The sequence below is a fragment of the Ruegeria sp. G12 genome (assembly GCF_056533565.1).
On the sequence record NZ_JBQFOO010000002.1, the window covers coordinates 473,392 to 498,547 of the forward strand.

The 25,156-nt window shown below is 61.1% G+C and carries 24 protein-coding genes; 13 read left to right on the plus strand and 11 right to left on the minus strand.

Translation table 11 applies throughout. The features are described from left to right. Positions 1-2: 2 nt before the first annotated feature. Together ACR0JN_RS06190 and ACR0JN_RS06195 are read right to left on the minus strand one after the other, a co-directional pair. Complete coding sequence (locus ACR0JN_RS06190) at positions 3-524, minus strand: PaaI family thioesterase (protein ID WP_480815131.1); 522 nt, start codon at positions 522-524, stop codon at positions 3-5. A gap of 1 nt (position 525) precedes the next feature. Next, complete coding sequence (locus ACR0JN_RS06195; RefSeq protein ID WP_480884768.1) at positions 526-945, minus strand: PaaI family thioesterase; 420 nt, start codon at positions 943-945, stop codon at positions 526-528. 113 nt (positions 946-1,058) lie between these two features. On the opposite strand from ACR0JN_RS06195, the gene ACR0JN_RS06200 reads away from it, so the two are divergent. The 8 genes from ACR0JN_RS06200 to ACR0JN_RS06235 all read left to right on the plus strand — a co-directional run bounded on the left by ACR0JN_RS06200 (position 1,059) and on the right by ACR0JN_RS06235 (position 9,024). Beyond that, entirely contained in the window at positions 1,059-1,427 is a 369-nt protein-coding gene (locus tag ACR0JN_RS06200; RefSeq protein ID WP_480815129.1) for a MerR family transcriptional regulator, read from the plus strand. 255 nt (positions 1,428-1,682) lie between these two features. Next, positions 1,683-2,084 (plus strand): MerR family transcriptional regulator, encoded by a 402-nt coding sequence (locus ACR0JN_RS06205; RefSeq protein WP_480613402.1) that lies wholly within the window; start codon positions 1,683-1,685, stop codon positions 2,082-2,084. 36 nt (positions 2,085-2,120) lie between these two features. Further along, positions 2,121-3,902 carry an acyl-CoA dehydrogenase C-terminal domain-containing protein gene (locus ACR0JN_RS06210; protein WP_480884769.1) on the plus strand — a complete coding sequence of 594 codons (1,782 nt, stop codon included), beginning with the start codon at positions 2,121-2,123 and terminating at the stop codon, positions 3,900-3,902. Between the two features lie 51 nt (positions 3,903-3,953). Further along, positions 3,954-4,166 (plus strand): hypothetical protein, encoded by a 213-nt coding sequence (locus tag ACR0JN_RS06215; protein WP_170609554.1) that lies wholly within the window; start codon positions 3,954-3,956, stop codon positions 4,164-4,166. Positions 4,167-4,479: 313 nt separating this feature from the next. Next, positions 4,480-5,118, plus strand: a complete 639-nt coding sequence (locus ACR0JN_RS06220; protein ID WP_480884770.1) for a glutathione S-transferase family protein — start codon at positions 4,480-4,482, stop codon at positions 5,116-5,118. Positions 5,119-5,130: 12 nt separating this feature from the next. Next, positions 5,131-6,342, plus strand: coding sequence for an acetyl-CoA C-acetyltransferase (locus ACR0JN_RS06225; RefSeq protein ID WP_480884771.1), 1,212 nt, complete (start codon positions 5,131-5,133; stop codon positions 6,340-6,342). Further along, positions 6,342-6,830 (plus strand): cupin domain-containing protein, encoded by a 489-nt coding sequence (locus ACR0JN_RS06230; protein WP_480884772.1) that lies wholly within the window; start codon positions 6,342-6,344, stop codon positions 6,828-6,830. Before ACR0JN_RS06225 ends, ACR0JN_RS06230 begins: the two co-directional genes overlap by 1 nt. Continuing rightward, the gene (locus ACR0JN_RS06235; RefSeq protein WP_480884773.1) at positions 6,823-9,024 is read left to right on the plus strand and encodes a 3-hydroxyacyl-CoA dehydrogenase NAD-binding domain-containing protein; all 2,202 of its coding nucleotides are present in this window, start codon (positions 6,823-6,825) and stop codon (positions 9,022-9,024) included. Before ACR0JN_RS06230 ends, ACR0JN_RS06235 begins: the two co-directional genes overlap by 8 nt. 42 nt (positions 9,025-9,066) lie before the next feature. On the opposite strand, the gene ACR0JN_RS06240 is transcribed toward ACR0JN_RS06235, so the two are convergent. Continuing rightward, on the minus strand, positions 9,067-9,753 hold the full coding sequence (locus tag ACR0JN_RS06240) for a Hint domain-containing protein (protein WP_480884774.1): 687 nt from the start codon (positions 9,751-9,753) through the stop codon (positions 9,067-9,069). Positions 9,754-10,066: 313 nt separating this feature from the next. After that, a complete protein-coding gene (locus ACR0JN_RS06245; RefSeq protein ID WP_480884775.1) occupies positions 10,067-11,032 on the minus strand; it encodes a DMT family transporter in 966 nt (321 codons plus the stop codon). 88 nt (positions 11,033-11,120) lie between these two features. Between ACR0JN_RS06245 and ACR0JN_RS06250 the strand changes: the two genes are divergently transcribed. Next, positions 11,121-12,134 carry a hypothetical protein gene (locus ACR0JN_RS06250; protein WP_480884776.1) on the plus strand — a complete coding sequence of 338 codons (1,014 nt, stop codon included), beginning with the start codon at positions 11,121-11,123 and terminating at the stop codon, positions 12,132-12,134. A gap of 5 nt (positions 12,135-12,139) precedes the next feature. On the opposite strand, the gene upp is transcribed toward ACR0JN_RS06250, so the two are convergent. The 7 genes from upp to ACR0JN_RS06285 form a co-directional block, all read right to left on the minus strand. Further along, positions 12,140-12,772 carry a uracil phosphoribosyltransferase gene (upp, locus tag ACR0JN_RS06255; protein WP_480815119.1) on the minus strand — a complete coding sequence of 211 codons (633 nt, stop codon included), beginning with the start codon at positions 12,770-12,772 and terminating at the stop codon, positions 12,140-12,142. After that, positions 12,769-13,755 carry an adenosine deaminase gene (locus ACR0JN_RS06260; protein WP_480884777.1) on the minus strand — a complete coding sequence of 329 codons (987 nt, stop codon included), beginning with the start codon at positions 13,753-13,755 and terminating at the stop codon, positions 12,769-12,771. The genes upp and ACR0JN_RS06260 overlap by 4 nt, the downstream gene beginning before the upstream one ends. Then, the gene (locus tag ACR0JN_RS06265) at positions 13,752-14,963 is read right to left on the minus strand and encodes a phosphopentomutase (protein ID WP_480884778.1); all 1,212 of its coding nucleotides are present in this window, start codon (positions 14,961-14,963) and stop codon (positions 13,752-13,754) included. Before ACR0JN_RS06265 ends, ACR0JN_RS06260 begins: the two co-directional genes overlap by 4 nt. Beyond that, positions 14,960-16,267: a thymidine phosphorylase gene (locus ACR0JN_RS06270; RefSeq protein WP_480884779.1), complete on the minus strand. Its 1,308-nt coding sequence runs from the start codon at positions 16,265-16,267 to the stop codon at positions 14,960-14,962. Before ACR0JN_RS06270 ends, ACR0JN_RS06265 begins: the two co-directional genes overlap by 4 nt. 3 nt (positions 16,268-16,270) lie before the next feature. Continuing rightward, a complete protein-coding gene (locus tag ACR0JN_RS06275; protein WP_480885014.1) occupies positions 16,271-16,684 on the minus strand; it encodes a cytidine deaminase in 414 nt (137 codons plus the stop codon). A 71-nt stretch (positions 16,685-16,755) separates the two neighbouring features. Next, on the minus strand, positions 16,756-17,850 hold the full coding sequence (locus ACR0JN_RS06280) for a cupin domain-containing protein (RefSeq protein ID WP_480884780.1): 1,095 nt from the start codon (positions 17,848-17,850) through the stop codon (positions 16,756-16,758). Next, positions 17,822-18,592: a hypothetical protein gene (locus tag ACR0JN_RS06285; RefSeq protein ID WP_480884781.1), complete on the minus strand. Its 771-nt coding sequence runs from the start codon at positions 18,590-18,592 to the stop codon at positions 17,822-17,824. Before ACR0JN_RS06285 ends, ACR0JN_RS06280 begins: the two co-directional genes overlap by 29 nt. A gap of 107 nt (positions 18,593-18,699) precedes the next feature. On the opposite strand from ACR0JN_RS06285, the gene ACR0JN_RS06290 reads away from it, so the two are divergent. From ACR0JN_RS06290 to ACR0JN_RS06305, 4 genes are all read left to right on the plus strand, one after another. After that, positions 18,700-20,973 carry an NADP-dependent malic enzyme gene (locus ACR0JN_RS06290; protein WP_480884782.1) on the plus strand — a complete coding sequence of 758 codons (2,274 nt, stop codon included), beginning with the start codon at positions 18,700-18,702 and terminating at the stop codon, positions 20,971-20,973. 42 nt (positions 20,974-21,015) lie between these two features. Further along, the gene (locus tag ACR0JN_RS06295) at positions 21,016-21,405 is read left to right on the plus strand and encodes a GFA family protein (protein WP_480884783.1); all 390 of its coding nucleotides are present in this window, start codon (positions 21,016-21,018) and stop codon (positions 21,403-21,405) included. A gap of 233 nt (positions 21,406-21,638) precedes the next feature. Beyond that, positions 21,639-23,528, plus strand: a complete 1,890-nt coding sequence (prpE, locus tag ACR0JN_RS06300; protein ID WP_480815111.1) for a propionate-CoA ligase PrpE — start codon at positions 21,639-21,641, stop codon at positions 23,526-23,528. Between the two features lie 92 nt (positions 23,529-23,620). Further along, complete coding sequence (locus ACR0JN_RS06305; RefSeq protein ID WP_480884784.1) at positions 23,621-25,054, plus strand: amidase family protein; 1,434 nt, start codon at positions 23,621-23,623, stop codon at positions 25,052-25,054. The last annotated feature ends 102 nt before the right edge of the window (positions 25,055-25,156 follow it).

Genomic DNA, 25,156 nt, shown 5'->3' on the forward strand with positions numbered 1-25,156 from the left:
GCTCAGCCCTTGTCTTTCGCCGGTTGCGGCATCAGGAAATGGCCGGTTGCCTGCGCGAATAGTCTGGCGTGATTGTCCTGCCAGGCCTCGACCCGGACCGAGGCATAGCGTCGCCCGGCACGGTTGATAAACGCGCGCGCATAAGCGTCTCTTGGCAAGCCCGAGCGGAGGTAATCGACCGTGAAGTCGATGGTCTTGGGAAAGCGGATGCTGTGATCGCTCAGGATAGCATCGGCGTCAATTTCACCGTTTTCGATGCCGGGAAACATATGTTCCCAACTCAGGGTGATTACGGCGGTCACCTCCAGAAAGGCGGCTGTCACCCCGCCGTGGATGGCGGGCAGCAGAGGGTTGCCGATCAGCTTGTCGTCGAAATTCAGAACGCCGGTCAGCTCATCCCCGCGCCGGTCGAAACTGATGTTGAGAAAACGGATATAGGGCACACCATCGACCAAAGCGCGCAACGCCGCATCGCGCCGCTGTTTGACCACCTGCATGGGTTCGGGACGGGGACGACGGGCCATGTTACTTCCCCTCAACCGTGAAGGACCCGGTGGCGGTCGCCACGGGCCGGTCGTGATCGTCATCCATCGCCGTGGCCCGCACAAAGGCCACGTTGCGGGTGATGTGATAGCAGCTTGCCCGCGCGGTGATCGCCTGACGCGGCGTTGCGGCGCGCATATAGTCGATGCGCAGGTCAATCGTTGCCGTCCCACCGGGGGCCGACGGGTGGCTCATGACCGCCGCGCCACAGCACGTATCCAGAATGGTCGAGACCGCCCCGCCATGAATAACCCCGGTGCGCGGGTCGCCGATCAGATCTTCGTTGTAAGGCATCGAGATGACGGCCTCGCCTTCACCAATTTGCTGCAGCGTCAGGCCAAGCGCCCGGGCGTGCGGGATGGCCTCGATGAATTGACGGGCCAGGGCTGTCTTGTCGACCATGGGGATGCATCCTGTTGAGTTTCCCCTTTATGAGCCGCAGTTTCCGCAAAGGGCAAGACCGCCTGTTGCGCTTACCGCCACGACATCCTACGCTGCCGCCAAGGAGAACAGGAATGTCCGACAATCGTTTGTCATTCAAAGAGATGTGCGCCGAGTTCGACGTAACACCACGCACCCTGCGCTACTACGAATATATTGAACTTCTGCAGCCCGATCGCGAAGGCCGCTCGCGGTTTTACGGCCCCCGCGAATGCGCCCGTATGAAGCTGATCATGCGGGGCAGAAAGTTCGGCTTTCCGCTGGAAGAGATTCGCCAATGGCTGCTGATCTACGAAGATCAGGGCAACAAGGCGCAGATGGCGACCTTTGTTGAAATGGCCGACCGGCAGATGGAAGAGCTGCGCCAACAGCGCAAACAGTTGGATGAAGCAATGGACGAGCTAAAACGTCTGCGCGATCAGACCGAGAAATCGCTGTCCTGATCGCCCGGCCCCTTTCCGGAATACCCTGATCGTATCGACGCCCCCGGCGTGGCGTGTTTCAGGCGTTTCAATGCCCGCACCGACACCTGACGTTGGGGAAAGAAAATTGCGCTATTCGTTGCTGACGCATTCGGAAGTTACGTCAGCTTTGAAGTGACGCAGCGTCTAGATTACGTAAACGTCATTCTCGTGTTGTAAAGCGCATATCGACTGCGCAACTCATAGCTCATGACGCCAGCGACGAGAGTTTGACGAATGACCGAAGATGTAATGACCATCCGAGAGATGTGCGAGACCTATGACGTCACGCCCCGCACCTTGCGGTTCTACGAGGCCAAGGAACTGTTGTTTCCGATCCGCGAGGGTCAGAAACGCCTGTTCACCAAACGTGACCGGGCGCGGCTCAAGCTGATCCTGCGCGGTAAGCGCTTTGGTTTCAGCCTGGAGGAAATCCGCCAGCTTCTGGATCTCTACCATGTGGGTGACCAGCAGGTGACCCAGATGTCCCGCACGTATGAGATCGCGTGCGAACGTCTGGCCGACATGGAATCGCGCCGCGAGGAACTGACACAGGCCATCGACGAATTGAAAGAGCAGTTGCGCTGGGGCGAGAAGGTTATTGCCTCGATGAAACAGGAAAAGAAGGCGGCTGAATAAACCCGCCTCCGGACATATGAATTAAGGGAGCTTCACATGCCCGTCTACAACGCGCCAACCAAAGACACGCAGTTCATCCTGCATGACGTTCTGAAAATTTCGGAGTCCGATATTCCCGGATATTCCGAGCTTGAGGCCGATTTCACCGCTGCGGTTCTGGAAGAAGCTGGCAAGGTGGCAGCGAACGTGCTGCACCCCCTGAACGTGGTCGGCGACACTGAAGGGTGCCGGTTGGAAAACGGTATTGTGTATACCCCGACGGGTTTCAAAGAGGCATTCGAGCAGATGAAGGAAGGCGGCTGGCCCGGTCTGGACATGCCCGAGGAATATGGCGGCCAGAACATGCCCTATGTCATCGGGACTGCAGTGGGCGAGATGTTCTCGGGCGCAAACCAGGCATTTGTGATGTATCAGGGCCTGACCCACGGCGCGGCCTCGGCCATTCTGGCGCATGGCACCGACGCGCAGAAGAACACCTACCTGCCCAACATGGTCAGCTGTGAATGGACCGGCACCATGAACTTGACCGAGCCACATTGCGGCACCGATCTGGGCCTGATGCGCACCAAGGCGGAACCGCAGAGCGACGGCAGCTATAAGGTCTCGGGCCAGAAGATTTTCATCTCGTCCGGCGATCACGACATGGCCGACAACATCATCCATCTGGTGCTGGCGAAGATCCCCGGCGGCCCTGAAGGCATCAAAGGTGTCTCGCTCTTCATCGTGCCCAAGTTCATCGTGAACGAAGACGGCTCCTTGGGCGAACGCAACGGCGTGTCGGTCGGCAAGATCGAAGAGAAGATGGGCATCCACGGCAATTCAACCTGCGTCATGAACTATGACGAGGCGACTGGCTGGCTGCTGGGCGAGGAACACAAAGGCATGCGCGCCATGTTCACCATGATGAACGAAGCGCGTCTGGGTGTGGGCATGCAGGGTCTGTCTCAGGCCGAGGCTGCGTTCCAGAACGCCCTGGAATACGCCAAGGACCGACTGCAGGGCCGCGATGTGACAGGCGTGAAGAACCCTGACGGGCCTGCCGATCCGTTGATCGTTCACCCGGACATTCGCCGCAACCTGATGGATCAGAAAAGCTTCACCGAGGGTGCGCGCGCGTTCATCCTGTGGGGCGCGACCATGATCGACAAGGCGCATCGCTCGGGTGACGCGGATGCGGACGGGCTGATCTCGCTGCTGACCCCTGTGATCAAGGGCTTCCTGACAGATCAGGGCTACGACATGACCGTTCAGGCGCAGCAGGTCTATGGCGGCCATGGCTACATCGAAGAATGGGGCATGTCGCAGTATACCCGCGACGCCCGTATCGCGATGATCTATGAGGGCGCAAACGGCGTTCAGGCGCTGGACCTCGTGGGCCGCAAGCTGGCTCAGGATGGTGGCAAGCACGTCATGGCCTTCTTCGAGATGGTCAAAACCTTCTGCAAAGAGAACGGCGGCAAGGATGAGAGCTATGACAGGGCCTTCATCGAGCCACTAAAGGCTGCGTCCAAAGACCTGCAGGCTGCGAGTATGTATTTCATGCAGGAAGGCATGAAGAACCCGAATAACGCGCTGTCAGGGTCCTATGACTTCATGCACATGTTCGGCCATGTCTGCCTGGGCCTGATGTGGGCGCAGATGGCAAAGGCCGCTCAGGACGCGCTGGACGGCGGTGCCTCGGACACCGAGTTCTACGAGACCAAGATAGACACCGGCCGCTTCTACATGGCCCGCCGCCTGCCCGCGACTGCAATGCACCTGACTCGCATTCAAACCGGCGCGGACACGGTCATGGCACTGGACGCGGCAAACTTCTGATTTCAGTCTGGGTTCGGGCTAACCGCCCGAGCCCGTCCTGGAGGAGACATAATGCCAAAACGCTTCCGCCTAACCCGCCGCTTTCCGGTCGCCATGACCGAGGACGGCTACCGTCGCCTCAAAGGCTTTGCTCGCGAGGCCGGGTTGGATGAAGGCGAGGCGCTGTCTTTTCTGTTCGAAAATTTCAACAGCGTGATTGATGAGGAGAACCTGACTCACCGGCTGCGAATTTTTAATTCCGAGCTTGAGGCGCGCAAACGGTGAAGCCGCGCAACGAACAAAATCTGAGCATGCTCCATCCGCTCTATCCGCCTCCGGCGGCCGTATTTGGGACAAGAAGAAGATATGGACGCACGTCCACCCCGCCATCCGGGAACTGATCTCACTAAGTGGCACTCAGCCGGGACGGCGGGGCTTCTCCTCGTACGGTCATCGGCTCGGCAGCCTGTACCGCAAAAAGGATGAAACAGCATCAACCTTAAGAAATCGTTACGAGAAAAAGCGAAACCCGTCCTTCTTCTCGTTAAAAATACGGAAATACGGACAAAACCACACACGCCACGGGAGGGGCGTTCGCATGACCATCAAACTGCATTGCTTCGGAGAAAGCGGAAACTCCTATAAGGCCGCGCTAGCGCTAGAGATGTCGGGGCTGGACTGGGAGCCGGTCTTTGTCGATTTCTTCAACGGTGCAACCCGCACCCCCGAGTACCGTGCCGAGGTCAATGCAATGGGCGAGGCCCCCGTCATGATCGATGGCGATTTCCGTACCAGTCAATCGGGCGCGATTCAGGCCTATGTGACCGAGAAGTCGGGAAAATTCGGTGGCAAGGATCGTGATGAGAACTATGATATTTTCCGCTGGGTTCTGTGGGACAATCACAAACTCAGCTCGGGCGCCGGGATGACGCGCTTCCTGTGCAATTTCCTGCCCGAAGAACACCGCAACGCGGATGTCATTGCGTTCAACCAGGGTCGCCTGAAAGCCGCCTATGCAGTTCTGGATTCCCATCTGGATGGTCGTGACTGGATCGTTGGAGATGGCGTGACAAATGCCGATCTTAGCTGCTGCGGGTACCTCTATTACCCCGAACCCTTCGGCTTTGACCGCGCCGACTGGCCCCATATCGACGCCTGGCTGACGCGCCTGTCCGAACAGCCCGGCTGGAAAGCCCCCTATGACCTGATGCCCGGCAACCCGTCGGATCGAGCTTGAGGAGAAGACCCCATGACCGAAGCCTATATCTATGACGCCCTGCGCACACCGCGCGGCAAGGGCCGCAAGGATGGCAGCCTGCACGAGGTGACCTCGGTGCGCCTGTCCGCCCTGACCCTGAACGCGATGAAAGAGCGTAACAATCTGGAAGGTCATGCCGTCGAAGACGTGATCTGGGGCAACGTCACGCAGGTGATGGAGCAAGGCGGCTGTCTGGCACGCTCGGCTGTTCTGGCGTCCGATCTGGATCAGTCGATCCCTGGTCTGGCGATCAACCGGTTCTGCGCCTCAGGCATGGAAGCCGTGAACCTCGCCGCGAACCAAGTTAGGGGTGGTGCAGGCGAAGCCTATATCGCGGGTGGTGTCGAGATGATGGGTCGCGTCGCCATGGGCAGCGATGGGGCAGCGATTGCCGTGGACCCCTCGCTGGCGATGGAGACCTATTTTGTGCCGCAGGGTATCTCGGCCGATATCATCGCCACCGAATACGGGTTCAGCCGCGATCAGGCCGATGCGCTGGCGGTTGAATCTCAGAAACGGGCGGCAGCAGCCTGGGAAGACAACCGGTTCGATAAATCGGTCATCAAGGTCACCGACCAGAACGGCCTGACCATTCTGGACCGCGACGAATATATGCGCCCGGGCACGGATATGCAGAGCCTTGGCGCGCTGAACCCGTCCTTTGCGATGATGGGCGAGCAGATGCCTGGCTTCGACAAGGTGGCGCTGCTGAAATACCCGCATCTTGAGCGGATCAACCACATCCACCATGCGGGCAACAGTTCCGGCATCGTGGACGGGGCTGCGGCTGTGCTGATCGGCAACAAGGAATTCGGTGAGAAATATGGCCTGAAGCCCCGTGCCCGGATCAAGGCGACCGCCAAGATCGGCACCGACCCGACCATCATGCTGACCGGCCCGGTTCCTGTGACTCAGAAAATCCTCGCCGACAATGGCATGAAGATCGGCGATCTGGACCTGTTCGAGGTGAACGAAGCCTTCGCCTCGGTCGTGCTGCGGTTCCAGCAGGCGTTTGACGTGGACCCTGAGATCGTAAACGTCAACGGCGGCTCAATCGCGATGGGGCACCCGCTGGGCGCAACCGGCGCGATGATCATCGGCACCCTGCTGGATGAGTTGGAGCGTCAAGACAAGGAAACCGGTCTGGCCACGCTCTGCATCGCGTCCGGCATGGGCGCGGCAACCATTATCGAGCGTGTCTGATGCCCAAGATTGATCTGTCCAAAATCCCGTTTCGGAACGGGTCCGGTTATCCCGGCAAACTGGCGCGCGCGGGCGATGACCGGTACGTGCAGCCTTTGGGCGACGCCAACGGCCTGACCCAGTTCGGGGTCAACATCGTGCGGCTGGAGCCAAACGGCCTGTCCTCGCTGCGCCACTACCACATGGAGCAGGACGAGTTCGCCATCATGCTCAGCGGCGAATGCACCCTGATCGACGATGATGGTGAGCACCAGATGCTGCCCGGTGACTGCGCCGCATGGCCGGCGGGTGAGGCCAATGGCCATCACCTTGTCAACAGAACCGATGCGCCCGCGACATTCCTTGTGGTGGGCACGCGAACCCCGACCGAGACCGGCTATTACAGCGATATAGACATGATGGTGAAGTTCGACCCCGATGGTTTCGCCTTCACCCGCAAGGATGGCAGCCCGCTGACGGCTGACCAGATTGGAGATGACAATGACTGATTTCACCCTCAGCAAAGACGCCGACGGCGTCGCCTTCATCACCTGGGACGCGCAGGGCAAATCCATGAACGTCCTGACCCGCGAGGCGTTTCAACTGGTCAGCGCGCTGATTGATCAGGCCCTTGAGGATGATGAGGTCAAGGGCATCGTCATCACCAGCGGCAAGGAAGGCTCGTTCGCGGGCGGCATGGACCTGAACACGCTGGCGACGATCCGTCAGGAAGCAGGCGATGAACCGGCGCAGGCGCTGTTCGACTTTGTCATGGGCGGCCACCACATCCTGCGCAAGCTGGAACTGGCGGGCATGGACCCCAAGACCAAGAAAGGCGGCAAGCCCGTGGCCTGCGCCATCAACGGCACCTGCGCGGGGATCGGGACCGAGATCGCCCTGGCCTGCCATCACCGCGTCATGACCAGCAATCCGAAATCCAAGATCGGCCTGCCCGAGATCATGGTCGGCATCTTCCCCGGCGGCGGCGGCACCATGCGCTTTAGCCGCATGGTGGGCGCGATGGCAGCGGCTCCGGTGCTGCTGGAAGGCAAGATGATGGACCCGAAGAAGGCCAAAGGCGCGCAGTTGATCGACGCCGTGGCGGATGATCCGGTTGCGGAGGCGAAGGACTGGGTTCTGAACGCCACCGACGCCGATCTGGTCAAACCTTGGGACGCCAAGGGCTACAAAATGCCCGGCGGCGCGCCCTACCATCCGGCGGGTTTCATGACCTTTGTCGGGGCCAGCGCGATGGTGAACGGCAAGACGCAAGGCGCGTTCCCGGCGGCAAAGGCGCTGCTGAGCGCGATCTACGAAGGCGCGCTGGTCGATTTCGACACTGCCCTTCGGATTGAGGCGCGCTGGTTTACCAATGTGCTGATGAACCCCTCCTCGTCCGCCATGATCCGGTCGCTGTTCCTGAACAAGGAAGCGTTGGAGAAAGGCGCGGTGCGGCCCAAGGATGTGCCCGATCAGCGGGTCAAGAAGGTCGGCGTTCTGGGCGCGGGCATGATGGGGGCCGGAATTGCGCTGGTCTCGGCGCAGGCCGGGATGGAGGTTGTTCTGATCGACCGCGATCAAGAAGCCGCCGACAAGGGCAAAGCCTATTCCGAGACCTACATGGACAAGGGCATCAAGCGCGGCAAAGCCACGGCTGAGAAGAAAGAGGCCCTGCTGGCGCAGATCACCGCCACCCCTGACCTAGAGCACCTGAAAGGCTGTGACCTGATCATCGAGGCCGTGTTCGAAGACCCGGGCGTCAAGGCCGAGATGACCAGACGCGTCGAAGCGATCATCCCCGAGGATTGCATCTTTGCCTCGAATACCTCGACCCTGCCGATCAGCGATCTGGCCAAGGCCAGCGTGCGGCCTGAACAGTTCATCGGCATCCACTTCTTCTCACCGGTTGAGAAGATGTTCCTGGTCGAAATCATCAAGGGCAAGGAAACCGGCGATCGCGCCGTCGCCAAGGCGCTGGACTATGTGCGCCAGATCCGCAAGACGCCGATCGTGGTCAACGATGCACGCTTCTTCTACGCCAACCGCTGCATCATTCCCTACATCAACGAGGGTCTGCGGATGATCACCGAAGGCGTCAGCCCGGTGCTGATCGACAATGCCGCGCGTCAATTGGGCTTCCCTGTCGGGCCGATCCAGTTGAATGACGAGACCTCGATTGATCTGGGGGCCAAAATTGCCCGCGCGACTAAGGCTGCAATGGGCAATGCGTATCCGGAAAGTCCGGGTGATGACCTTATCTTCTGGATGGAGGCCGAGGGGCGTCTGGGCCGTAAAGCCAATGCGGGCTTTTTCAACTACGACGAAAAAGGCAAGCGCGTCGAATACTGGAAAGGTCTGCAGGACAAGTACCCGCTGGCCGAGGATCAGCCCGACCTGATCGAGGTGCAGGAACGCCTGATGTTCGCACAGGTTCTGGAAGCGGTGCGCGCGCTGGAAGAAGGTGTTCTGGAAGACATCCGCGAAGGTGACGTGGGAGCGATCCTGGGTTGGGGCTTTGCGCCGTGGTCGGGGGGCCCGCTGTCATGGCTGGACATCGTCGGCACGCCTTACGCCGCCGAGCGTTGCGACCAGCTTGCCGCGCAATATGGCGAGCGCTTCACCTGCCCGCCCCTGCTGCGCGAGATGGCCGAAAAAGGTCAAAGCTTCTATGGCCGCTTCAACCCGGAAGCCAAGGCCGCGTAACAAACCGAAACCGGCGCGGGATGGCCCGCGCCGGTTTGTACCTTACTGGTGGGTCAACATCATCCACTCTGGCTTCAGAAACAAGGTCGGCTGCGGTGGCCGTCCGGGCCGTCCGGGCCTGCGGCACCCCCTCATGGGGCGCAGCGGAATGACCGGGTTGTCTGATACCGGCGCGGGCAGCGCCCCCAGCGGGTTCGCCAAAGCCGTCATGTCTCCCCGCCGCGCAATCGAATCCACCAGAGCGCTGGCAACATCGTCGTCGGCCACCTGATAGCGGTTCAGGTTTGCCGTCCGACGCATGCTGAACCGGCCCGACGGGCAAAAGGCTTGCAGGCCACCTTCGACAAAGATCACCTCGTCTTCGTCGAAGAACAGGCTGGTCACATCGAAAGACGCCTCGGGTGCCTTTGATTTCAACCGTCCCAGACCGCTCAGCATCCGGGCTGGTATCACCGGACAGCCGTCGGCGACCACGTCGACCTTACCGGCATCCAGCGCCACGCCCTGTTCCGGCATCAGCCAGACAGGGCGCCCGTTATACGCGGTGCGCGCCGGAACGTAGACCGGCAGATACTCCGCCCGCCTCTCGCCCCTTGGGATTGTCACTGAACTGGTAGAAATCCGGCGCACCTCTTTGAATCCGTGATCCAGAGTGCGGACCAGATCGCCAACGGCAATCCTTTCGATCCGTTTCCAACCGCTGGTCGTGGCAACCTTGGTGCCTTGCAAGAATCCCCCGCGCCGCGCGGTGACCGCTTCGCGTGTATTTAAATGTTCAACATTCTCGGAAAAATCCGAGATACTCACTACTTCCAACACGTGCCTAGCCCCCCTTGGCACTGATTTATGATCCTGAAGTTCTAGCACTGAACCGCAGGCCACGGCTTATTTTTGACATATTTGCGCCTGATTTGGGCCATTTGGGGCGCTTTTGGACCCTTTGGCGGGAACAAAGCCGGGTGCGAGCCGTGCATTAGTTTAGAACAGGAAACCGATAGCTTAATGAGGCCGCCGAATCTGGGGGCAATCCCACACGAATGGCCTAGGCGTTTTGCTCTGCAGATGCCCCGGCGCGCCAGCCCAGCAGACCACCGGCAGTCGCAATCAGCCCAATACCGGCGATCTGCAGCGCGTCAAGCGACTGGCCGAAAGCGACCCATGCGAAAAGCGGGCCGAAGATCATCACCGAGTATTCGAACACCGCCACATAGGATGGTTCCCCTACCTGATAGGCCTTGATCAGCATGAAAACGGCGATGGTCGATCCGACCGCCTGCAGGATGATCCAGGGTGCCGCCGGTTGCATCTCCCAGACCCAGCCGCGGGTCACGAACCCCTCCGGTCCGTCCGGGACTGCGACGGGAAAGGCCGTAAAGATCGCCAGCCCGATGCCGCCTGCCAGCCCCAATGTGATGACCATCGCCGCCAGCAGCGCCACCGTGCTTTCACCCGCGCAATGGGTGCGGGTGATGATCGCGCTCAGCGCGTAGCAAAACCCGCCCGCAATCGGTAGCAACGTGCGTGTATCGAAATTGGCGGGGTTAGGTTGCAGGACCAGCAGAATGCCTGCGAAGCCAAGCAGGACGGCCAGAATGCGCCACGGGCCGACGGGTTGCTTTAACGCCAGCGCCGAAATCAAAAGCACGAAGATCGGCGAACAAAACAGCCCCGCCAGCGCCTGCGCAATCGGCATCAGGGCCAGCGATGAGAAATAGAACAGCATGGCCAAGGTGATCAGAACACTGCGCAACGCGACGGGTCCCGGGCGTTTGGGCCGCAATCCCCCAAGCCCGAACAGGGACAGCCCAACGATCAGCGGCAGCATCAACAACGCGCGGCTCAGGTGGAACTGCCACAGGCCGATATGTTCCGCCAGCAGGACCACGACATTGTCGATCACCCCGATGATCGCCATCGCCGCGATCATCAGCATCAAGGCCAGAACCGGCGATGTTGGTGTGTCTGGCTGCATTTGGGCCTCGATCCGTTGCGCCGTGCTATCCAGCACATTTCCAAAACCCTGCGCAACAGGTTTGCGCCCTGCGATTTCACCATGCTAAGCTGTAGCAAAACGAAAACGAGCAGACCTCAACCTGATGACGGCCCTGAAACAGTACCAGCGGATCGAAGCCACCGGTCTGTGGCGCCCCTCGCCCGATGAACAGCGGCGCGAGGTGGTGGTGTCGATTGGCGAGGCGACGCTGACGATTTCCGATTTCAACGACCGGGCGCTGACCCATTGGTCGCTGGCGGCGCTGGAACGGCAAAACCCAGGCGCGTACCCGGCCATCTTCAACCCCGATGGGGACCCAGATGAAACGCTGGAATTGGCCGAATCCGAAACCACGATGCTTGAGGCCATCGACCGGTTGCAACGCGCCATCGACCGCTCGCGCCCGCACCCTGGACGGCTGCGCTGGCTGAGCGTTGGGGGCGTTGCCGCGGCGGTGCTGGCTGTTCTGCTGCTGTGGTTGCCGGGGGCGCTGCAAAGCCATGTCGTCTCGGTCGTGCCCGAGGTCAAGCGGCAGGAAATCGGCGAAACGATCCTACATCGGATTGAACGTGTGTCCGGGCGCGCCTGCTCATCCGCGGACGCGAAGGTTTCGCTGGATCGGTTGGCCAAACGCACCGGGGTGCGCCAGATCATCATCCTGCCTGCGGGTGTAAAGGACAGCCTCAGCCTGCCGGGCGGGACGGTTCTGCTAAGCCGCGCGCTGGTCGAAGATCACGAGGACCCGGCCGTCGCCGCCGGTTACATCATCGCCGAACGCGCGCGGGCCGAACATCAGGACCCGCTGGACGACCTGTTGGACCGGACCGGCGCGTCATCGGCATTTCGGCTGCTGACAACCGGAGGGCTGACGGCAGATATTGTCGACACCTACACCGAACAGGTTCTGACAGAGCCACGGCCTTCTCTCAGCGATGAAGAGTTGCTGGCCGTGTTTGCGCAAGCCGCACTGCCCTCGACCCCTTACGCCTACGCCCGCGATATCACCGGAGAAACGGTTCTGGGCCTGATCGAGGCCGACCCGATGGCGGGTCGGACGCTGGAACAGGTTCTGCCTGACCGCGATTGGGTCCGGCTGCAGAATATCTGCGGAGAGTAACCGGATTACTTGGTGCCGAACATCCGGTCGCCCGCGTCTCCCAGCCCTGGCATGATGTAGCCCTTCGAATTCAACTCGCGATCCAGAGAGGCGGTGACGATATGCACATCCGGGTGCGCCTCTTTCATGCGGGCGACGCCTTCGGGCGCGGCCAGCAGGCAGAGGAAACGGATATCGGTCGCTCCGGCTTCTTTCAACAGATCAATCGCTGCGGCCGAGCTGTTGCCGGTGGCCAGCATCGGATCGACGGCGATAACCAGACGGTCCTTCAACCCCTCAGGGGCCTTGAAGTAATACTGCACGGGCTTCAGCGTTTCCTCGTCACGGTAAAGGCCGACAAACCCGACACGGGCCGAGGGTATCAGTTCCAGCACCCCGTCCAGCATCCCGTTGCCTGCCCGCAGGATCGACACCAGCGCCAGTTTCTTGCCGGCCAAAATGGGGGCGTCCATCTCCTCCATCGGGGTTTCGATATGGCGGGTCGTCAGTTTCAGTTCGCGCGTGACCTCATAGGCCAGAAGCAACGTGATCTCGCGCAGCAACTGCCGGAACACGGCGGTCGAGGTGCCCTTGTCCCGCATGAGCGTCAGCTTGTGTTGCACCAACGGGTGATCGACGACGGTCAGATGTTCGCTCATGATGTCTCCAGTCTTTTCTTGACCCGCGCGCGGGTGTCTTCATCGCAAAAAGCGGCGTTCAGGGCCATTTCGTTCAGGGCCGCGAAATCTTCAGCCTCCCAGCCAAAGGCCGCGTTCAACATCTCATATTCCTGCCGCAGGGTCGTGTGGAAAAACGGCGGATCATCGGTGGAGACCGTGACCTTTACGCCCGCATCGCGCAACCGCGCAATCGGATGCGCCGCGAAATCGGGAAACAAGCCCAGAACCACGTTCGAGCCCGGACAGACCTCGAGCGTGATGTCGCGGTCGATCAGTTCGCGGACCAGATCGGGGTCCTCAATGGCGCGCACGCCATGACCGACCCGTTCAACACCCAGATCGCGAACGGCGTCGCGCACGCTGTCAGGGCCGCCGAATTCTCCGGCATGGGTGGTCAGTCGCAGACCAGCTTCGCGCGCGCAGTCGAAGGCCCATTTGTAGTCGCCCTGCGTGCCAATGGACTCGTTGCCGCCCAAGCCGAACCCGGTGATCCAGTCCCCGGCGGTTTCCGCCGCGCAAAAAGCGCTGCGTTTGGCCTGTTCCGGGCCGAAATGTCGGACGCAGGTGACAACGCCGCGTAGGGTGATGTCGTATTTCCGTTCGGCTTCGTCGGCCGCGTCCTGAATGGCGGTCAGGTAGTCGCGCCAGGCGTGCAGGTCCCCGCCGCCGCAGAAATCGGGGCTGAGGAATGTTTCGGAATAGACGACTCCGTTCGCGGCGCTTTCTTCGAGAATCGCCAGCGTCAGGCGGCGGAAATCCTCGGGCGATTTCAGCACCTCGCAAGCGGCTTCGTAGACGCTGAGGAAATGAGCGAAATCGCGAAAGTCGTAGCTGCCGTCTGGCTTGAAAATACCGCTCAGGTCGATGCGTTTTTCATGGGCCAACTGGCGGATAAAGGCAGGCGGGGCAGCGCCTTCATGGTGCAGGTGCAATTCAATCTTGGGCAGGTCGGCGATGGTCATAGAAAGCTCTTTCCCGGCCCCTGCGCCGGAATGTTCAGGTGGTGCGCAATGCTGGCGGCGATATCCGCAAAATCGACACGACCGATCTGGCCCGCGCCCTGCCCTGCAACGAGCACCGGCACTTGTTCGCGGGTGTGATCGGTTCCTGTCCAGCTTGGGTCATTGCCGTGGTCTGCGGTCAGCAACATCAGATCGCCGGGGCGCAGGCGCGACAGGATCGCGCCGATTTCGCGGTCGAACCATTCCAATGCTCTCGCATAACCGCTGATGTCGCGGCGGTGGCCGTAAAGGCTATCGAACTCGACGAAGTTGGCGAAGGTCAGGCTGCCCTCTTCGGCCTCATCCACCAGATCGGACAGGTGGCGCATCAGATCAGCGTCCGAGCCCTTGCGCAGCGTGTCGATCCCCTGCATCGAGAAGATATCGCCGATTTTTCCGACCGCATGTACCCGCCGCCCGGCGTCCTGCGCCCAGTTGGTCAGCACCGGCGCGGGGGGTAGGATTGCGAAATCCTTGCGGTTGGTGGTGCGGGTGAAGCCTTGCTCAGGGCTGCCGACGAAGGGCCGTGCGATGACCCGGCCCACCTTCATCTCATGCAAGCGCGGGGCCAGCGTGCGGCACATGTCCAGCAGTCGGTCCAAGCCAAAACTTTCTTCATGCGCGGCGATCTGGAACACGCTGTCGGCAGAGGTGTAGCAGATCGGCCAACCGGTCCGCATATGCTCGGCCCCCAGATCGGCGATGATCGCGGTGCCCGAGGCGTGGCAGTCGCCCAGAATGCCCTCGGTCCCCGCAGCCTCAGCAGCGGCACGGCTGAGATCTGCGGGAAAGGCAGGCTGCGTGTCGGGGAAATAGTGCCAATCCCACGGCACCGGCAACCCGGCCAGTTCCCAGTGGCCCGAGGGCGTGTCCTTGCCCGGCGAGTGTTCCCGCGCGAAGCCCCACAATCCGGTGGGCTCCGCGTCCAGGCCCGGTGTGTCTGCGCCCGAGGCCAGACGGGCCGCCGCGCCCAGGCCCAACGCATCCAGATTTGGCATATGCAGCGGGCCAGAGCGCCCATCCTCAGCCCGACCCTCGGCGCAGGCCTGTGCGATATGGGCCAGCGTGTTGGCCCCAGTGTCGGGGGTCTCGCCGTTGAAGAACTGGTCTGCATCCGGCGCGCCGCCGATCCCGACCGAGTCCATGACAACCAGAAAGGCGCGGGTCATGCCCTGATCCTTTCGTGCACAAGGTCCGGCACCTCTGCCGGGGAGTCCTCGACCCGGATGGCGAACAGAACACTGTCTGCCGCAAGGCGCGCGGCGTCTTCCCGGGCCGCGTGGACAACGGCCAAAGGCGCACCCTTGGTCACCCGATCGCCCAGCCGCGCAATGTCGGACAGGCCCACGGCAGGGTCGATCTGATCGCTCTCAACCTGACGCCCGCCGCCCAGCGCGACGACGGCGAGGCCCAAAGCCTCACCATCAATGGCGGTCACATAGCCATCCTTTGGGGCAGGAACCTCCTGAATGACATTGGCCTCGGGCAGAAAGCGCGCCCAAGTCTCGACGAATTGTACCGGGCCGCCGACAGCGGCCATCATCCGACCGAACCGTTCTGCCGCACGGCCATTGCGGATCACCTCGGCGATTCTGGCGCGCCCCTCTTCCACCGTGTCGCACATCCCGGCATCGGCCAGCAGGACACCGCCCAACTCGGCGGAGATTACCGCCAGCGGGGAGTCATACGCACCCGTCAGAACCTTCATCACCTCGGCCACTTCCAGCGCGTTGCCCAAGGCCGACGCCAAAGGCTGGTTCATGTCGGTGATCACCGCCGAGGTCCGGCAGCCTGCGGCATTTGCCGTCTCGGTCAGGGCCGTGGCCAGCTTGCGCGCATCCTCAAGAGTTTTCATGAAGGCCCCGCTGCCGACCTTGACGTCCAGCACCAGCGCATCCGGGCTGGCGGCCAGTTTCTTGGACAGGATCGAGGCCGTGATCAGGTCCAGGCTTTCAACCGTCGCCGTCACATCCCGCACCGCGTAAAGCCGCTTGTCCGCAGGCGCGATCTGGCCGGTTGCGCCAACGATGGCTGCGCCGTGGTCCCGCATGATCTGAGCCAGCCGGTCCTGCCCGATCTGGGTGCTGACGCCGGGGATGGCCTCGAGCTTGTCCAGAGTGCCGCCGGTATGCCCCAGCCCCCGGCCCGAGATCATCGGCACATAGGCACCGCATTCCGCCAATGCCGGAGCCAACACAAGGCTGACGCAGTCGCCCACCCCCCCGGTCGAGTGCTTGTCGATCACCGGACCATCCACGTCCCAGTTCAGCACATCGCCACTGTCGCGCATGGCCACCGTCAAATCGGCGCGCCCCTGCGCGCCCAGCCCACCCATGCAGACGGCCATGGCAAAGGCCCCGGCCTGCGCGTCGCTGATGCTGCTATCGGCCAGACCTTGCGCGAACCAGATCAACTCGTCGCTGGTTGGCACCTCATTCCGCCGCAGCTTGGCAATGATTGAACGGGCGTCCATGGATCAGGCATCCTTCATGTGCGAGGCGTCAAACGCACCGGGCAGCAGTTGGCCGATGGTCGTTTCCAACTCGGCCCCGTCGACGGTGGCCAGCGTGACCTTGACGTCGCGCGCGCCGAATTCGGCCAGTTTCTGGCGGCACCCACCACAGGGCGGCACCGGTTGCGGGCTTTGGGCGACGACATAGACCTCGGACAGTTCCGTTTCGCCTGCGGCGACCATGGCGGCAATCGCACCGGCCTCGGCACAGGTGCCCTCGGGGTAGGCCACGTTTTCGACGTTGCATCCGATGTAGACCGTTCCGGACCCAGACCGGATCGCAGCGCCAACCTTAAAGTTGGAATACGGCGCATGGGCGTTTTCGCGGACCTTCAAGGCAGCATCTTTGAGCGACATGGCGATTCCCCGATTTTTGATCGTCTGGTCAGAAAAACTCACCTTACCGGAAACCGAAGGGAGAGTTGAAGCCCCCGCGCCGGTGTTTTTGCCTAACCGAAAGTGGTGTTGAAGGTGCCGGGCAACGTCACCTCGAGCAGTTCAACATCGTCCGATGGATCAGCCAAACGGGTGCGCATGCCCGGTGGGATCACGAACGCATCCCCCTGCTCGAGCCGGTACGGCTCGCGACCTTCGCCCTCAAGCGTGACCGCGCCGTCCATGACGAAAGTAAAGTGGATATCGGTGTCGTGACTGGCCCAGACCGGATCGCCCTTCCCCCGGCGCACGACCTGCACCCCGGCAACGCCTTTGGTATTTTCGGCAATCGTCGTGTCACGGCAGATATAGCCGGGCAGACGGAAGGGCACCCAGTCGGCATCCTTTGCCTGATTGTAAACGAACCGCTGCCCTTGCCATTCCCGATCCGGGTGGTAGTCGGGAGTGGGCAGCTCCATTTCATGATCAATCTCAGTGACATGCTCGGCAGGCACACCGATTTCGATCACCTGCACATTGTCCGAGGCCTCGAGCACGCGGTGGCGGATTTCCGGAGGCTGGATAAAGCAATCGCCTGCGGTCAGACGCATCTTTTCGCCCTGATCCTCGTAGACCACATCGACCCAGCCGTGGATGCAGAAGATCAACTGAAACCCGACCTTGTGGAAATGCACCATGTCGGGCACCGGGCCCCCATCGGGAATGCGGATATGGCTGGCAATGATCGAGCCGCCCAGCCTGTCGGGGACAAGATCGCGGTAGTGCATCCCGGCCCGTCCGATGATCCACGGGGCCTGATCCTTGAGCCTGCGCACCACGAAGGAATGCACCGTCTCGGGCATCACCAGCGGCGGATCACGTTCCTCAATCTCGATCCGGGTGCCGTTTGGGGCCACGAGCACACGTTTACCATCCGCAAACTCATCCGGGTTGTCTGTCAGAATCCGCAGGGTTCCCGGCGTTTCAGGCGCGTCTTTTTCGATGCGCAGCCGCAAGCCATGCCCGGAAAACACGCCGACCCGGGGATCGTCCGCCGGATAGATCATATCCATCTTCATCCCCAACACACGGGTAAAAAACGGGATGTCGTCGCGAAGCTCTTGCGTGGGTAGGCGAATTTCAGCGCGTGTCTGCTGTGTCTGGCTCATGAATTGTCTCGTCGATCTGCGATTTCGGCCATCCGATCAGAACCGAAGCCAAAATGCCAATCGAAAAGAGCATCTCGAGCGTTTCTTCCAGAACGAACAGCCGCGTCGCCATCGTCGTCGATAGATCCGTGTCGTAGAAACCGGAAACTTCTTCCAGCACTTGCGCGATCACGGCCGCCACTCCGGCAATCACGAAAACCTTGAGGAACGGGGCCCGCATCTTAAACGCACGCCAGCCATTGGGGACCCCGTGCCACAGAAACCCGCCAACAACCAGCAACGCCAGGACTATGCGCACGACGGTCATATCCAACAGGTTGTCCAAACCATTGAGCACAAGGAACGGCACGCTGTCGGTGGCATAAATTTCTGCCTCCAACTCTCGCTCCGCCAGCAACAGACAGACAAGCCCGATATACAAACGGTTCAGCCCCCGAAACCGACAAAGCGCCACCACACCCGCTATCAATAACCCGGCGGCTGACAATGTCTCAATCAGCCCACCTTCTTGGTTGAGTGCCGAGGCTTGTATGGGCCACAGGATCACAGCCCCCAGAAGGAGTGCAATCAGCAAGACCGCCGCCCAGACGGCATATCGGTGCCCGGTTGATCCACGCGCCGTTTCGCGCAGACCGTTCGCGGTCTGAATTTCAGAATTGTTCGCCATGCTGGTTTTTGTCGCTGCTACGCGGTCCAGGTTTTCAGGAAGCTGGCAATGTAAAAATTTTGCGACAAAAAGCAACCACGGGCTGCTGCGATCCGTCCGAGCGGTCAAAAGTGACGTAGCGTAGCCAAATAGTGAAAAACCCTTTAGCACTAACCCAAATTCATAATGGAGCAGAATCGCCGATGTCTGACACCCCAAACCTGCGACAGGCCGCGCTTGACTATCATGCCTATCCAAAGCCCGGAAAGCTTGAAGTCAGGGCGACCAAACCGATGGCCAACGGCCGCGATCTGGCCCGCGCCTATTCCCCGGGCGTGGCCGAGGCAAGTTTGGAAATCAAGGCCGACGCGTCGAACGCCGAACGCTACACCGCGCGTGGCAATCTGGTTGCGGTGGTGTCCAACGGAACGGCGGTTCTGGGACTTGGCAATATCGGCGCGCTGGCATCGAAACCAGTGATGGAGGGCAAGGCCGTCCTGTTCAAGAAATTCGCCGGGATCGATTGCTTCGATATCGAGGTCGATCAGCCTGACCCCGAAAAGCTGGCCGATATCGTGTGTTCGCTGGAACCCACCTTTGGTGCGATCAACCTTGAAGACATCAAGGCACCCGACTGTTTTGTCGTCGAAAAGCTGTGCCGCGAGCGCATGAACATACCCGTGTTCCACGACGATCAGCACGGCACTGCCATCGTAGTGGGCGCAGCCGCGAAAAACGCGCTGCACGTTGCGGGCAAGAGATTCGAAGACATCAAGATCGTCTCGACCGGTGGCGGCGCTGCCGGGATCGCCTGCCTGAGCATGCTGGTCAAGCTGGGCGTTAAGCGCGAGAATATCTGGCTGTGCGACATCCACGGGCTGGTCTACGAAGGCCGGGAAGAGGACATGAACCCGCACAAGGACCAGTTCGCGCAGAAATCCGACCTGCGCACACTGGATGACGTGATCGGCGATGCCGACCTGTTCCTGGGCCTCAGCGGTCCGAACGTTTTGAAGCCTGAGATGGTCGCCAAAATGGCCAGCCGCCCGATCATCTTCGCGCTTGCCAACCCGACGCCGGAAATCCTGCCCGATGCAGCGCGCGAGGTGGCCCCGGATGCGATCATCGCCACCGGGCGCAGCGATTTTCCCAATCAGGTCAACAACGTCCTGTGCTTTCCCTTTATCTTCCGGGGTGCGCTGGACGTCGGCGCGACCGAGATCAATGACGAGATGCAGATCGCCTGTGTGCACGGCATCGCCGAAATGGCCCGCGCCACAACCAGCGCCGAAGCTGCGGCGGCCTACAAGGGTGAACAGTTGACCTTTGGTCCGGACTACCTGATCCCGAAACCCTTCGATCCGCGATTGGTCGGCGTGGTGTCCTCGGCCGTCGCTAAGGCTGCGATGGACAGTGGCGTCGCGAAACGACCAATCGACGACCTAGAGGTCTATAAGGAAAAGCTGAACCAGACCGTCTTCAAATCCGCGCTGCTGATGCGTCCGGTTTTCGAAGCGGCAGCCGTCGCCTCGCGCCGGATCGTGTTTGCCGAGGGCGAGGACGAGCGGGTCCTGCGGGCCGCACAGGCCGTTCTGGAAGAAACCACCGAAACGCCGATCCTTATCGGGCGACCCGAGGTTATCGAGGCCCGCTGCGAGAGGTTGGGTCTGACCATCCGGCCCGGCACCGATTGTCAGATCGTGAACCCGGAAAACGATCCTCGGTACTACGACTACTGGAACTCGTATCACCAGATCATGCAGCGTCGCGGCGTGACACCAGATCTGGCCAAGGCGATCATGCGCACAAACACGACGGCCATTGGCGCGATCATGGTTCAGCGGGGCGAGGCTGACAGCTTGATCTGCGGCACCTTCGGCGAATACCGCTGGCATCTGAATTACGTGGAACAAGTGTTAGCCGACGGTGATGTGCGCCCTCACGGGGCCTTGTCGCTGATGATTCTGGAAGACGGCCCGTTGTTCATCGCCGACACGCATGTCAGGCAGCTTCCGACGCCTGAAGAACTGGCCGAATCCACAATCGGTGCAGCACGTCACGTGCGCCGGTTCGGACTGGAACCCAAGATCGCCTTCTGTTCGCAATCACAATTCGGCAATCAGGCCGAAGGGTCCGGTAAGCGGCTGCGCGCAGCGCTGGAGATTCTGGATCAGAAGCCGCGCGATTTTGTCTACGAGGGGGAAATGAACCTCGATGCGGCGCTGGACCCTGAGTTGCGGGATCGCATCTTCCCTGCCTCCCGCCTGACCGGCGCGGCAAATGTTCTGATCTTTGCCCACGCGGATGCCGCCAGTGGGGTGCGCAATGTTCTGAAAATGAAGGCCGACGGAATCGAGGTCGGCCCGATTTTGATGGGCATGGGCAACAAGGCACACATCGTGACACCGTCAATCACCGCACGCGGATTGCTCAACATGGCGGCCATTGCCGGAACCCCGGTCGCGCATTACGGTTAAGGCGGGCGGCCCCTTCGACTGGCCGTCCTAGGGGAGGTCCGCATGAAGGGGCACTGTCACTGCAAGGCGATACTCTGGGAAAGCGATGGCGAAGTGGCATGGAGCTGCTATTGCCATTGCGCCGATTGCCGCCGTAATTGTGCGTCACCGGTGACCACCTTTTTCGGCCTGCCGCACGAAACGGTCAAATGGCAGGGTGATCCGCCGAAAATCTACCGGTCCTCTGATCATGTCGAGCGGCTGTTCTGCGGCACCTGCGGGACGCAGATGGCGTACCGCAATGCCCGCGACACAGTTAATATCCACCTCTACACGGCAACGCTGGAAGAGCCCGACAGCCTTCCGCCCCGCTTTCACGTTTTTCACTCGGACCATTTGCGCTGGCTTACCATCCGGGACGATCTTCCCCGCTTTGCCAAAACTGCCAACTGAGCCGATTCCCAGGCTGCCCAATTTTTTTGCACCGAGGAGTTTGCAACTTTGCAAATCAGACCTTCAAATAGCAAAAAACGCCATTCCAAAAAGAGTTTTGCAAAAATTTGCAAGCCGGAATTGGCCGATCTGCAAAGGATTCGCGATAAACTGACGCGCCGTCACTCGCTCCGCTTGTGACCGGGGGTCAGTATGCCTAACAACAAGCCCGAGGAGTTTCGGAGGAGAATATGATGGCATATCAGGACGTGTACGACAGCTGGAAATCCGACCCCGAGGCGTACTGGATGAACGCCGCCAAAGGGATCGATTGGGTCAAAGCCCCCAGCAAAGCCCTGTTCGACGACAATGCCCCACTGTACGAATGGTTCAGCGACGCGCAGGTCAACACGTGCTGGAATGCTGTCGATCGCCACGTGGAAAACGGGCGCGGCGAACAGACCGCCATCATCTATGACAGCCCGATCACCCACACGAAACGCGAAATCTCTTATGTCGAATTGCGCAACCGTGTCGCCAACCTTGCCGGTGCGCTGCGCGCCAAAGGCGTAGAAAAAGGTGACCGTGTCATCATCTATATGCCGATGATTCCCGAGGCGCTTGAGGCGATGCTGGCCTGCGCCCGTCTGGGGGCCGTACACTCGGTCGTGTTTGGCGGCTTTGCGAGCAACGAACTGGCGGTGCGCATCGACGACGCCAAACCCAAGGCAATCATCGCCGCCTCGTGCGGGATGGAGCCGGGCCGCGTAGTGCACTACAAACCGCTGTTGGACGGCGCGATTGAGCTTGCTGCCCACAAGCCTGAATTCTGCGTGATCTTCCAGCGCGAACAGGAAGTGGCGCAACTGGTTGAGGGGCGCGATGTGAACTGGCACGGGTTCCAGTACGGAACCGAACCGGCAGAATGTGTGCCCGTCAACGGCAATGATCCGGCCTATATCCTTTATACCTCGGGTACCACGGGCGCGCCCAAAGGGGTCGTTCGCCCGACAGCGGGTCATCTGGTTGCGCTGAACTGGACTATGAAGAACATTTACAATGTTGATCCCGGCGACGTGTTCTGGGCCGCCTCGGATGTCGGTTGGGTCGTGGGGCATTCCTACATCTGCTACGCGCCGCTGATCCACGGCAACACCACCATCGTGTTCGAGGGCAAACCGGTGGGCACCCCCGATGCGGGCACCTTCTGGCGCGTGATTGCCGAGCACAAGGTCAAAAGCTTCTTCACAGCACCCACCGCCATCCGCGCCGTCAAGCGCGAGGACCCCAATGCCGAGATGATGGCGAAATATGACCTGTCCTGCCTGAAGGCTCTGTTCCTTGCAGGCGAGCGCGCCGACCCCGACACGATCACCTGGGCACAGAAGGCGTTGCAGGTTCCGGTCATTGACCACTGGTGGCAAACCGAAACCGGCTGGGCAATCGCAGGAAACCCGCTGGGGATCGAGGAATTGCCGATCAAGCTGGGCTCGCCCGCCAAGCCCATGCCCGGATATGACGTTCAGATTCTGGACGAAGGTGGCCATCCGGTGAAGCCGGGCGAACTGGGCGCAATCGCGGTCAAACTGCCGCTGCCGCCGGGGACTCTGCCAACATTGTGGAACGCAGAGGAACGGTTCAGGAAATCCTATCTGAACCACTTCCCCGGCTACTATGAGACAGGCGATGCGGGCATGATCGATGAGGACGGATACCTTTATATCATGGCCCGCACCGATGACGTGATCAACGTCGCGGGCCACCGCCTTTCCACCGGCGGTATGGAAGAGGTTCTGGCCGCCCACCCGGATGTGGCCGAATGCGCCGTGATCGGCGTCTCGGATCAGCTTAAAGGCCAGATGCCTGTTGGTTTCCTTTGCCTGAACGCCGGTGCCGCCCGCGATCATGGCGAGGTGGTGCAGGAGGTTGTGAAAATGGTGCGCGAAAAGATCGGCCCGGTCGCGGCCTTCAAGCTGGCGGTTGTGGTGGATCGCCTGCCCAAAACCCGCTCGGGCAAGATCCTACGTGGGACGATGGTGTCAATTGCCGACGGGCAGGACTACAAGATGCCCGCCACGATTGATGACCCCGCCATTCTGGGTGAAATCACCACCGCTCTGCAATCCATCGGATACGCGCAGTAAAAGGCCCCGGGCGGTCTTTGGCCGCCCAATCAGCGCTTTTGCTTGCAACCTGAAACAGCCCCCCTACTGTCACCGTAAGACAGTGAGGGTACATGGCAGATAGCGAAATCTGGCGCCTTGGCGCCACCGACCTGACAACGTTGACGCGCAGTGGCGAGTTAAGTGCCGAAGACGCCGTACAAAGCGCAATCACCCGGATGCATCAGGTGAACCCAACCCTGAACGCGGTGGTCGAGGACCTGAGCGCTGAGGCGCTGGATCGCGCGCGCACTCTGGACGCGGCTCGCGCCAAGGGCGCACAAACCGGCCCGCTGCATGGCGTTCCCGTCACGATCAAGGTCAACGTGGACCAAAAGGGCCACGCGACCACCAACGGCGTGGTCGCCCTGAAGGGTGTGATCGCCCCGGATGACGCGCCCGTGGTATCCAACCTTCAAAACGCCGGGGCCATCGTGATTGGGCGCACCAACACGCCCGAGTTTTCGTTCCGGGCCGATACCGACAATCCGCTCTATGGGCGTACGCATAACCCCTGGGGTCGGCATATCTCGGCCGGGGGGTCCTCGGGCGGGGCCGGTGCCGCGGTGATGGCGGGCATCGGGGCGCTGGCGCATGGCAACGATATCGGCGGCAGCCTGCGGTTTCCGGCGGCGGCGAACGGGGCTGTGACAATCAAGCCGGGCTTAGGCCGTGTTCCCGCCTGGAACCCGAGCCAGACCACAGAACGCGGAATGCTGGCGCAGTCCATGTCGGTGCAGGGGCTGCTCACCCGCTCAGCCGCCGATCTGCACCTGTCCATGCCCAGCCTGATCGCGCCCGACCCGCGCGACCCGTTTCAAGTGCCGCTGCCTTGGCGGGGTGAAACCCCGGACGGCCCGATCAAAGTGGCCTTTACCAAAAACACATTCGGCTACGCCCTGCACCCCGAGGTCGAAAAGGCGCTGGATACGGCCCGCGACGCGCTGGCTGATGCGGGTTATCTGGTCGAACAAATCGACCCGCCGGATGTGTTCGAATGCGGGCGCAATGGCTATCGCGCGCTGATGGGCGAGGTGCTGACCCTGATGCAAAGCGACATCGAGGCCGCCGGGTCACAGACCATTCAGGACATCTTTGGCGTCTATTTTCAGGAATTCCCGCCCATCGTCGAAAAAGAGCTGGTGCAGATGCTGGCCAAACGCAGCCACTATGCCCGCGAGTGGTCTTTGTTCATGCAGGATTATCCTTTGGTCCTGTCGCCGTTCCTGCCGCAGCCCTTTTTCAAGCCTGACCGCGATACGGAAGGGGCCGAAGGCGTGCATGAGGTTCTGGGCTGTGCCGTCTATTCCTACGCGATGAACTTCCTCGGCCTGCCTGCGGCCTGCGTCCCTGCCCGGCTCGCCAGTTTGCCTGGCGGCCTGCAGCCGATCAACGTGCAAATCGCGGCACGACGCTGGCGCGAAGATCTGGCCGTGGACGCTGCAGCCGCGATCGAGGCGCGTGTGGGGCGGATGTGCGAATCCCTATGGGATCGGATGGAAGTTTAAGGCGCCAAAATAAATAGACCCCGGGGTAACTTGCCCGGGGCCCAGCTACTAAAATATTCCCGGATTTCTGATGACGAGCGTAGCACCACCCACCCTCGCCAG

Coding starts and splice junctions, on each gene's coding strand:
- ACR0JN_RS06270 (WP_480884779.1), bottom strand. CDS start 16,267: ATGGACGCCCGTTCAATCATTGCCAAGCTGCGGCGGAATGAGGTGCCA.
- ACR0JN_RS06220 (WP_480884770.1), top strand. CDS start 4,480: ATGACCATCAAACTGCATTGCTTCGGAGAAAGCGGAAACTCCTATAAG.
- upp (WP_480815119.1), bottom strand. CDS start 12,772: ATGAGCGAACATCTGACCGTCGTCGATCACCCGTTGGTGCAACACAAG.
- ACR0JN_RS06260 (WP_480884777.1), bottom strand. CDS start 13,755: ATGACCATCGCCGACCTGCCCAAGATTGAATTGCACCTGCACCATGAA.
- prpE (WP_480815111.1), top strand. CDS start 21,639: ATGGCATATCAGGACGTGTACGACAGCTGGAAATCCGACCCCGAGGCG.
- ACR0JN_RS06190 (WP_480815131.1), bottom strand. CDS start 524: ATGGCCCGTCGTCCCCGTCCCGAACCCATGCAGGTGGTCAAACAGCGG.
- ACR0JN_RS06265 (WP_480884778.1), bottom strand. CDS start 14,963: ATGACCCGCGCCTTTCTGGTTGTCATGGACTCGGTCGGGATCGGCGGC.
- ACR0JN_RS06195 (WP_480884768.1), bottom strand. CDS start 945: ATGGTCGACAAGACAGCCCTGGCCCGTCAATTCATCGAGGCCATCCCG.
- ACR0JN_RS06250 (WP_480884776.1), top strand. CDS start 11,121: ATGACGGCCCTGAAACAGTACCAGCGGATCGAAGCCACCGGTCTGTGG.
- ACR0JN_RS06290 (WP_480884782.1), top strand. CDS start 18,700: ATGTCTGACACCCCAAACCTGCGACAGGCCGCGCTTGACTATCATGCC.
- ACR0JN_RS06200 (WP_480815129.1), top strand. CDS start 1,059: ATGTCCGACAATCGTTTGTCATTCAAAGAGATGTGCGCCGAGTTCGAC.
- ACR0JN_RS06235 (WP_480884773.1), top strand. CDS start 6,823: ATGACTGATTTCACCCTCAGCAAAGACGCCGACGGCGTCGCCTTCATC.
- ACR0JN_RS06230 (WP_480884772.1), top strand. CDS start 6,342: ATGCCCAAGATTGATCTGTCCAAAATCCCGTTTCGGAACGGGTCCGGT.
- ACR0JN_RS06280 (WP_480884780.1), bottom strand. CDS start 17,850: ATGAGCCAGACACAGCAGACACGCGCTGAAATTCGCCTACCCACGCAA.
- ACR0JN_RS06210 (WP_480884769.1), top strand. CDS start 2,121: ATGCCCGTCTACAACGCGCCAACCAAAGACACGCAGTTCATCCTGCAT.
- ACR0JN_RS06295 (WP_480884783.1), top strand. CDS start 21,016: ATGAAGGGGCACTGTCACTGCAAGGCGATACTCTGGGAAAGCGATGGC.
- ACR0JN_RS06225 (WP_480884771.1), top strand. CDS start 5,131: ATGACCGAAGCCTATATCTATGACGCCCTGCGCACACCGCGCGGCAAG.
- ACR0JN_RS06305 (WP_480884784.1), top strand. CDS start 23,621: ATGGCAGATAGCGAAATCTGGCGCCTTGGCGCCACCGACCTGACAACG.
- ACR0JN_RS06205 (WP_480613402.1), top strand. CDS start 1,683: ATGACCGAAGATGTAATGACCATCCGAGAGATGTGCGAGACCTATGAC.
- ACR0JN_RS06215 (WP_170609554.1), top strand. CDS start 3,954: ATGCCAAAACGCTTCCGCCTAACCCGCCGCTTTCCGGTCGCCATGACC.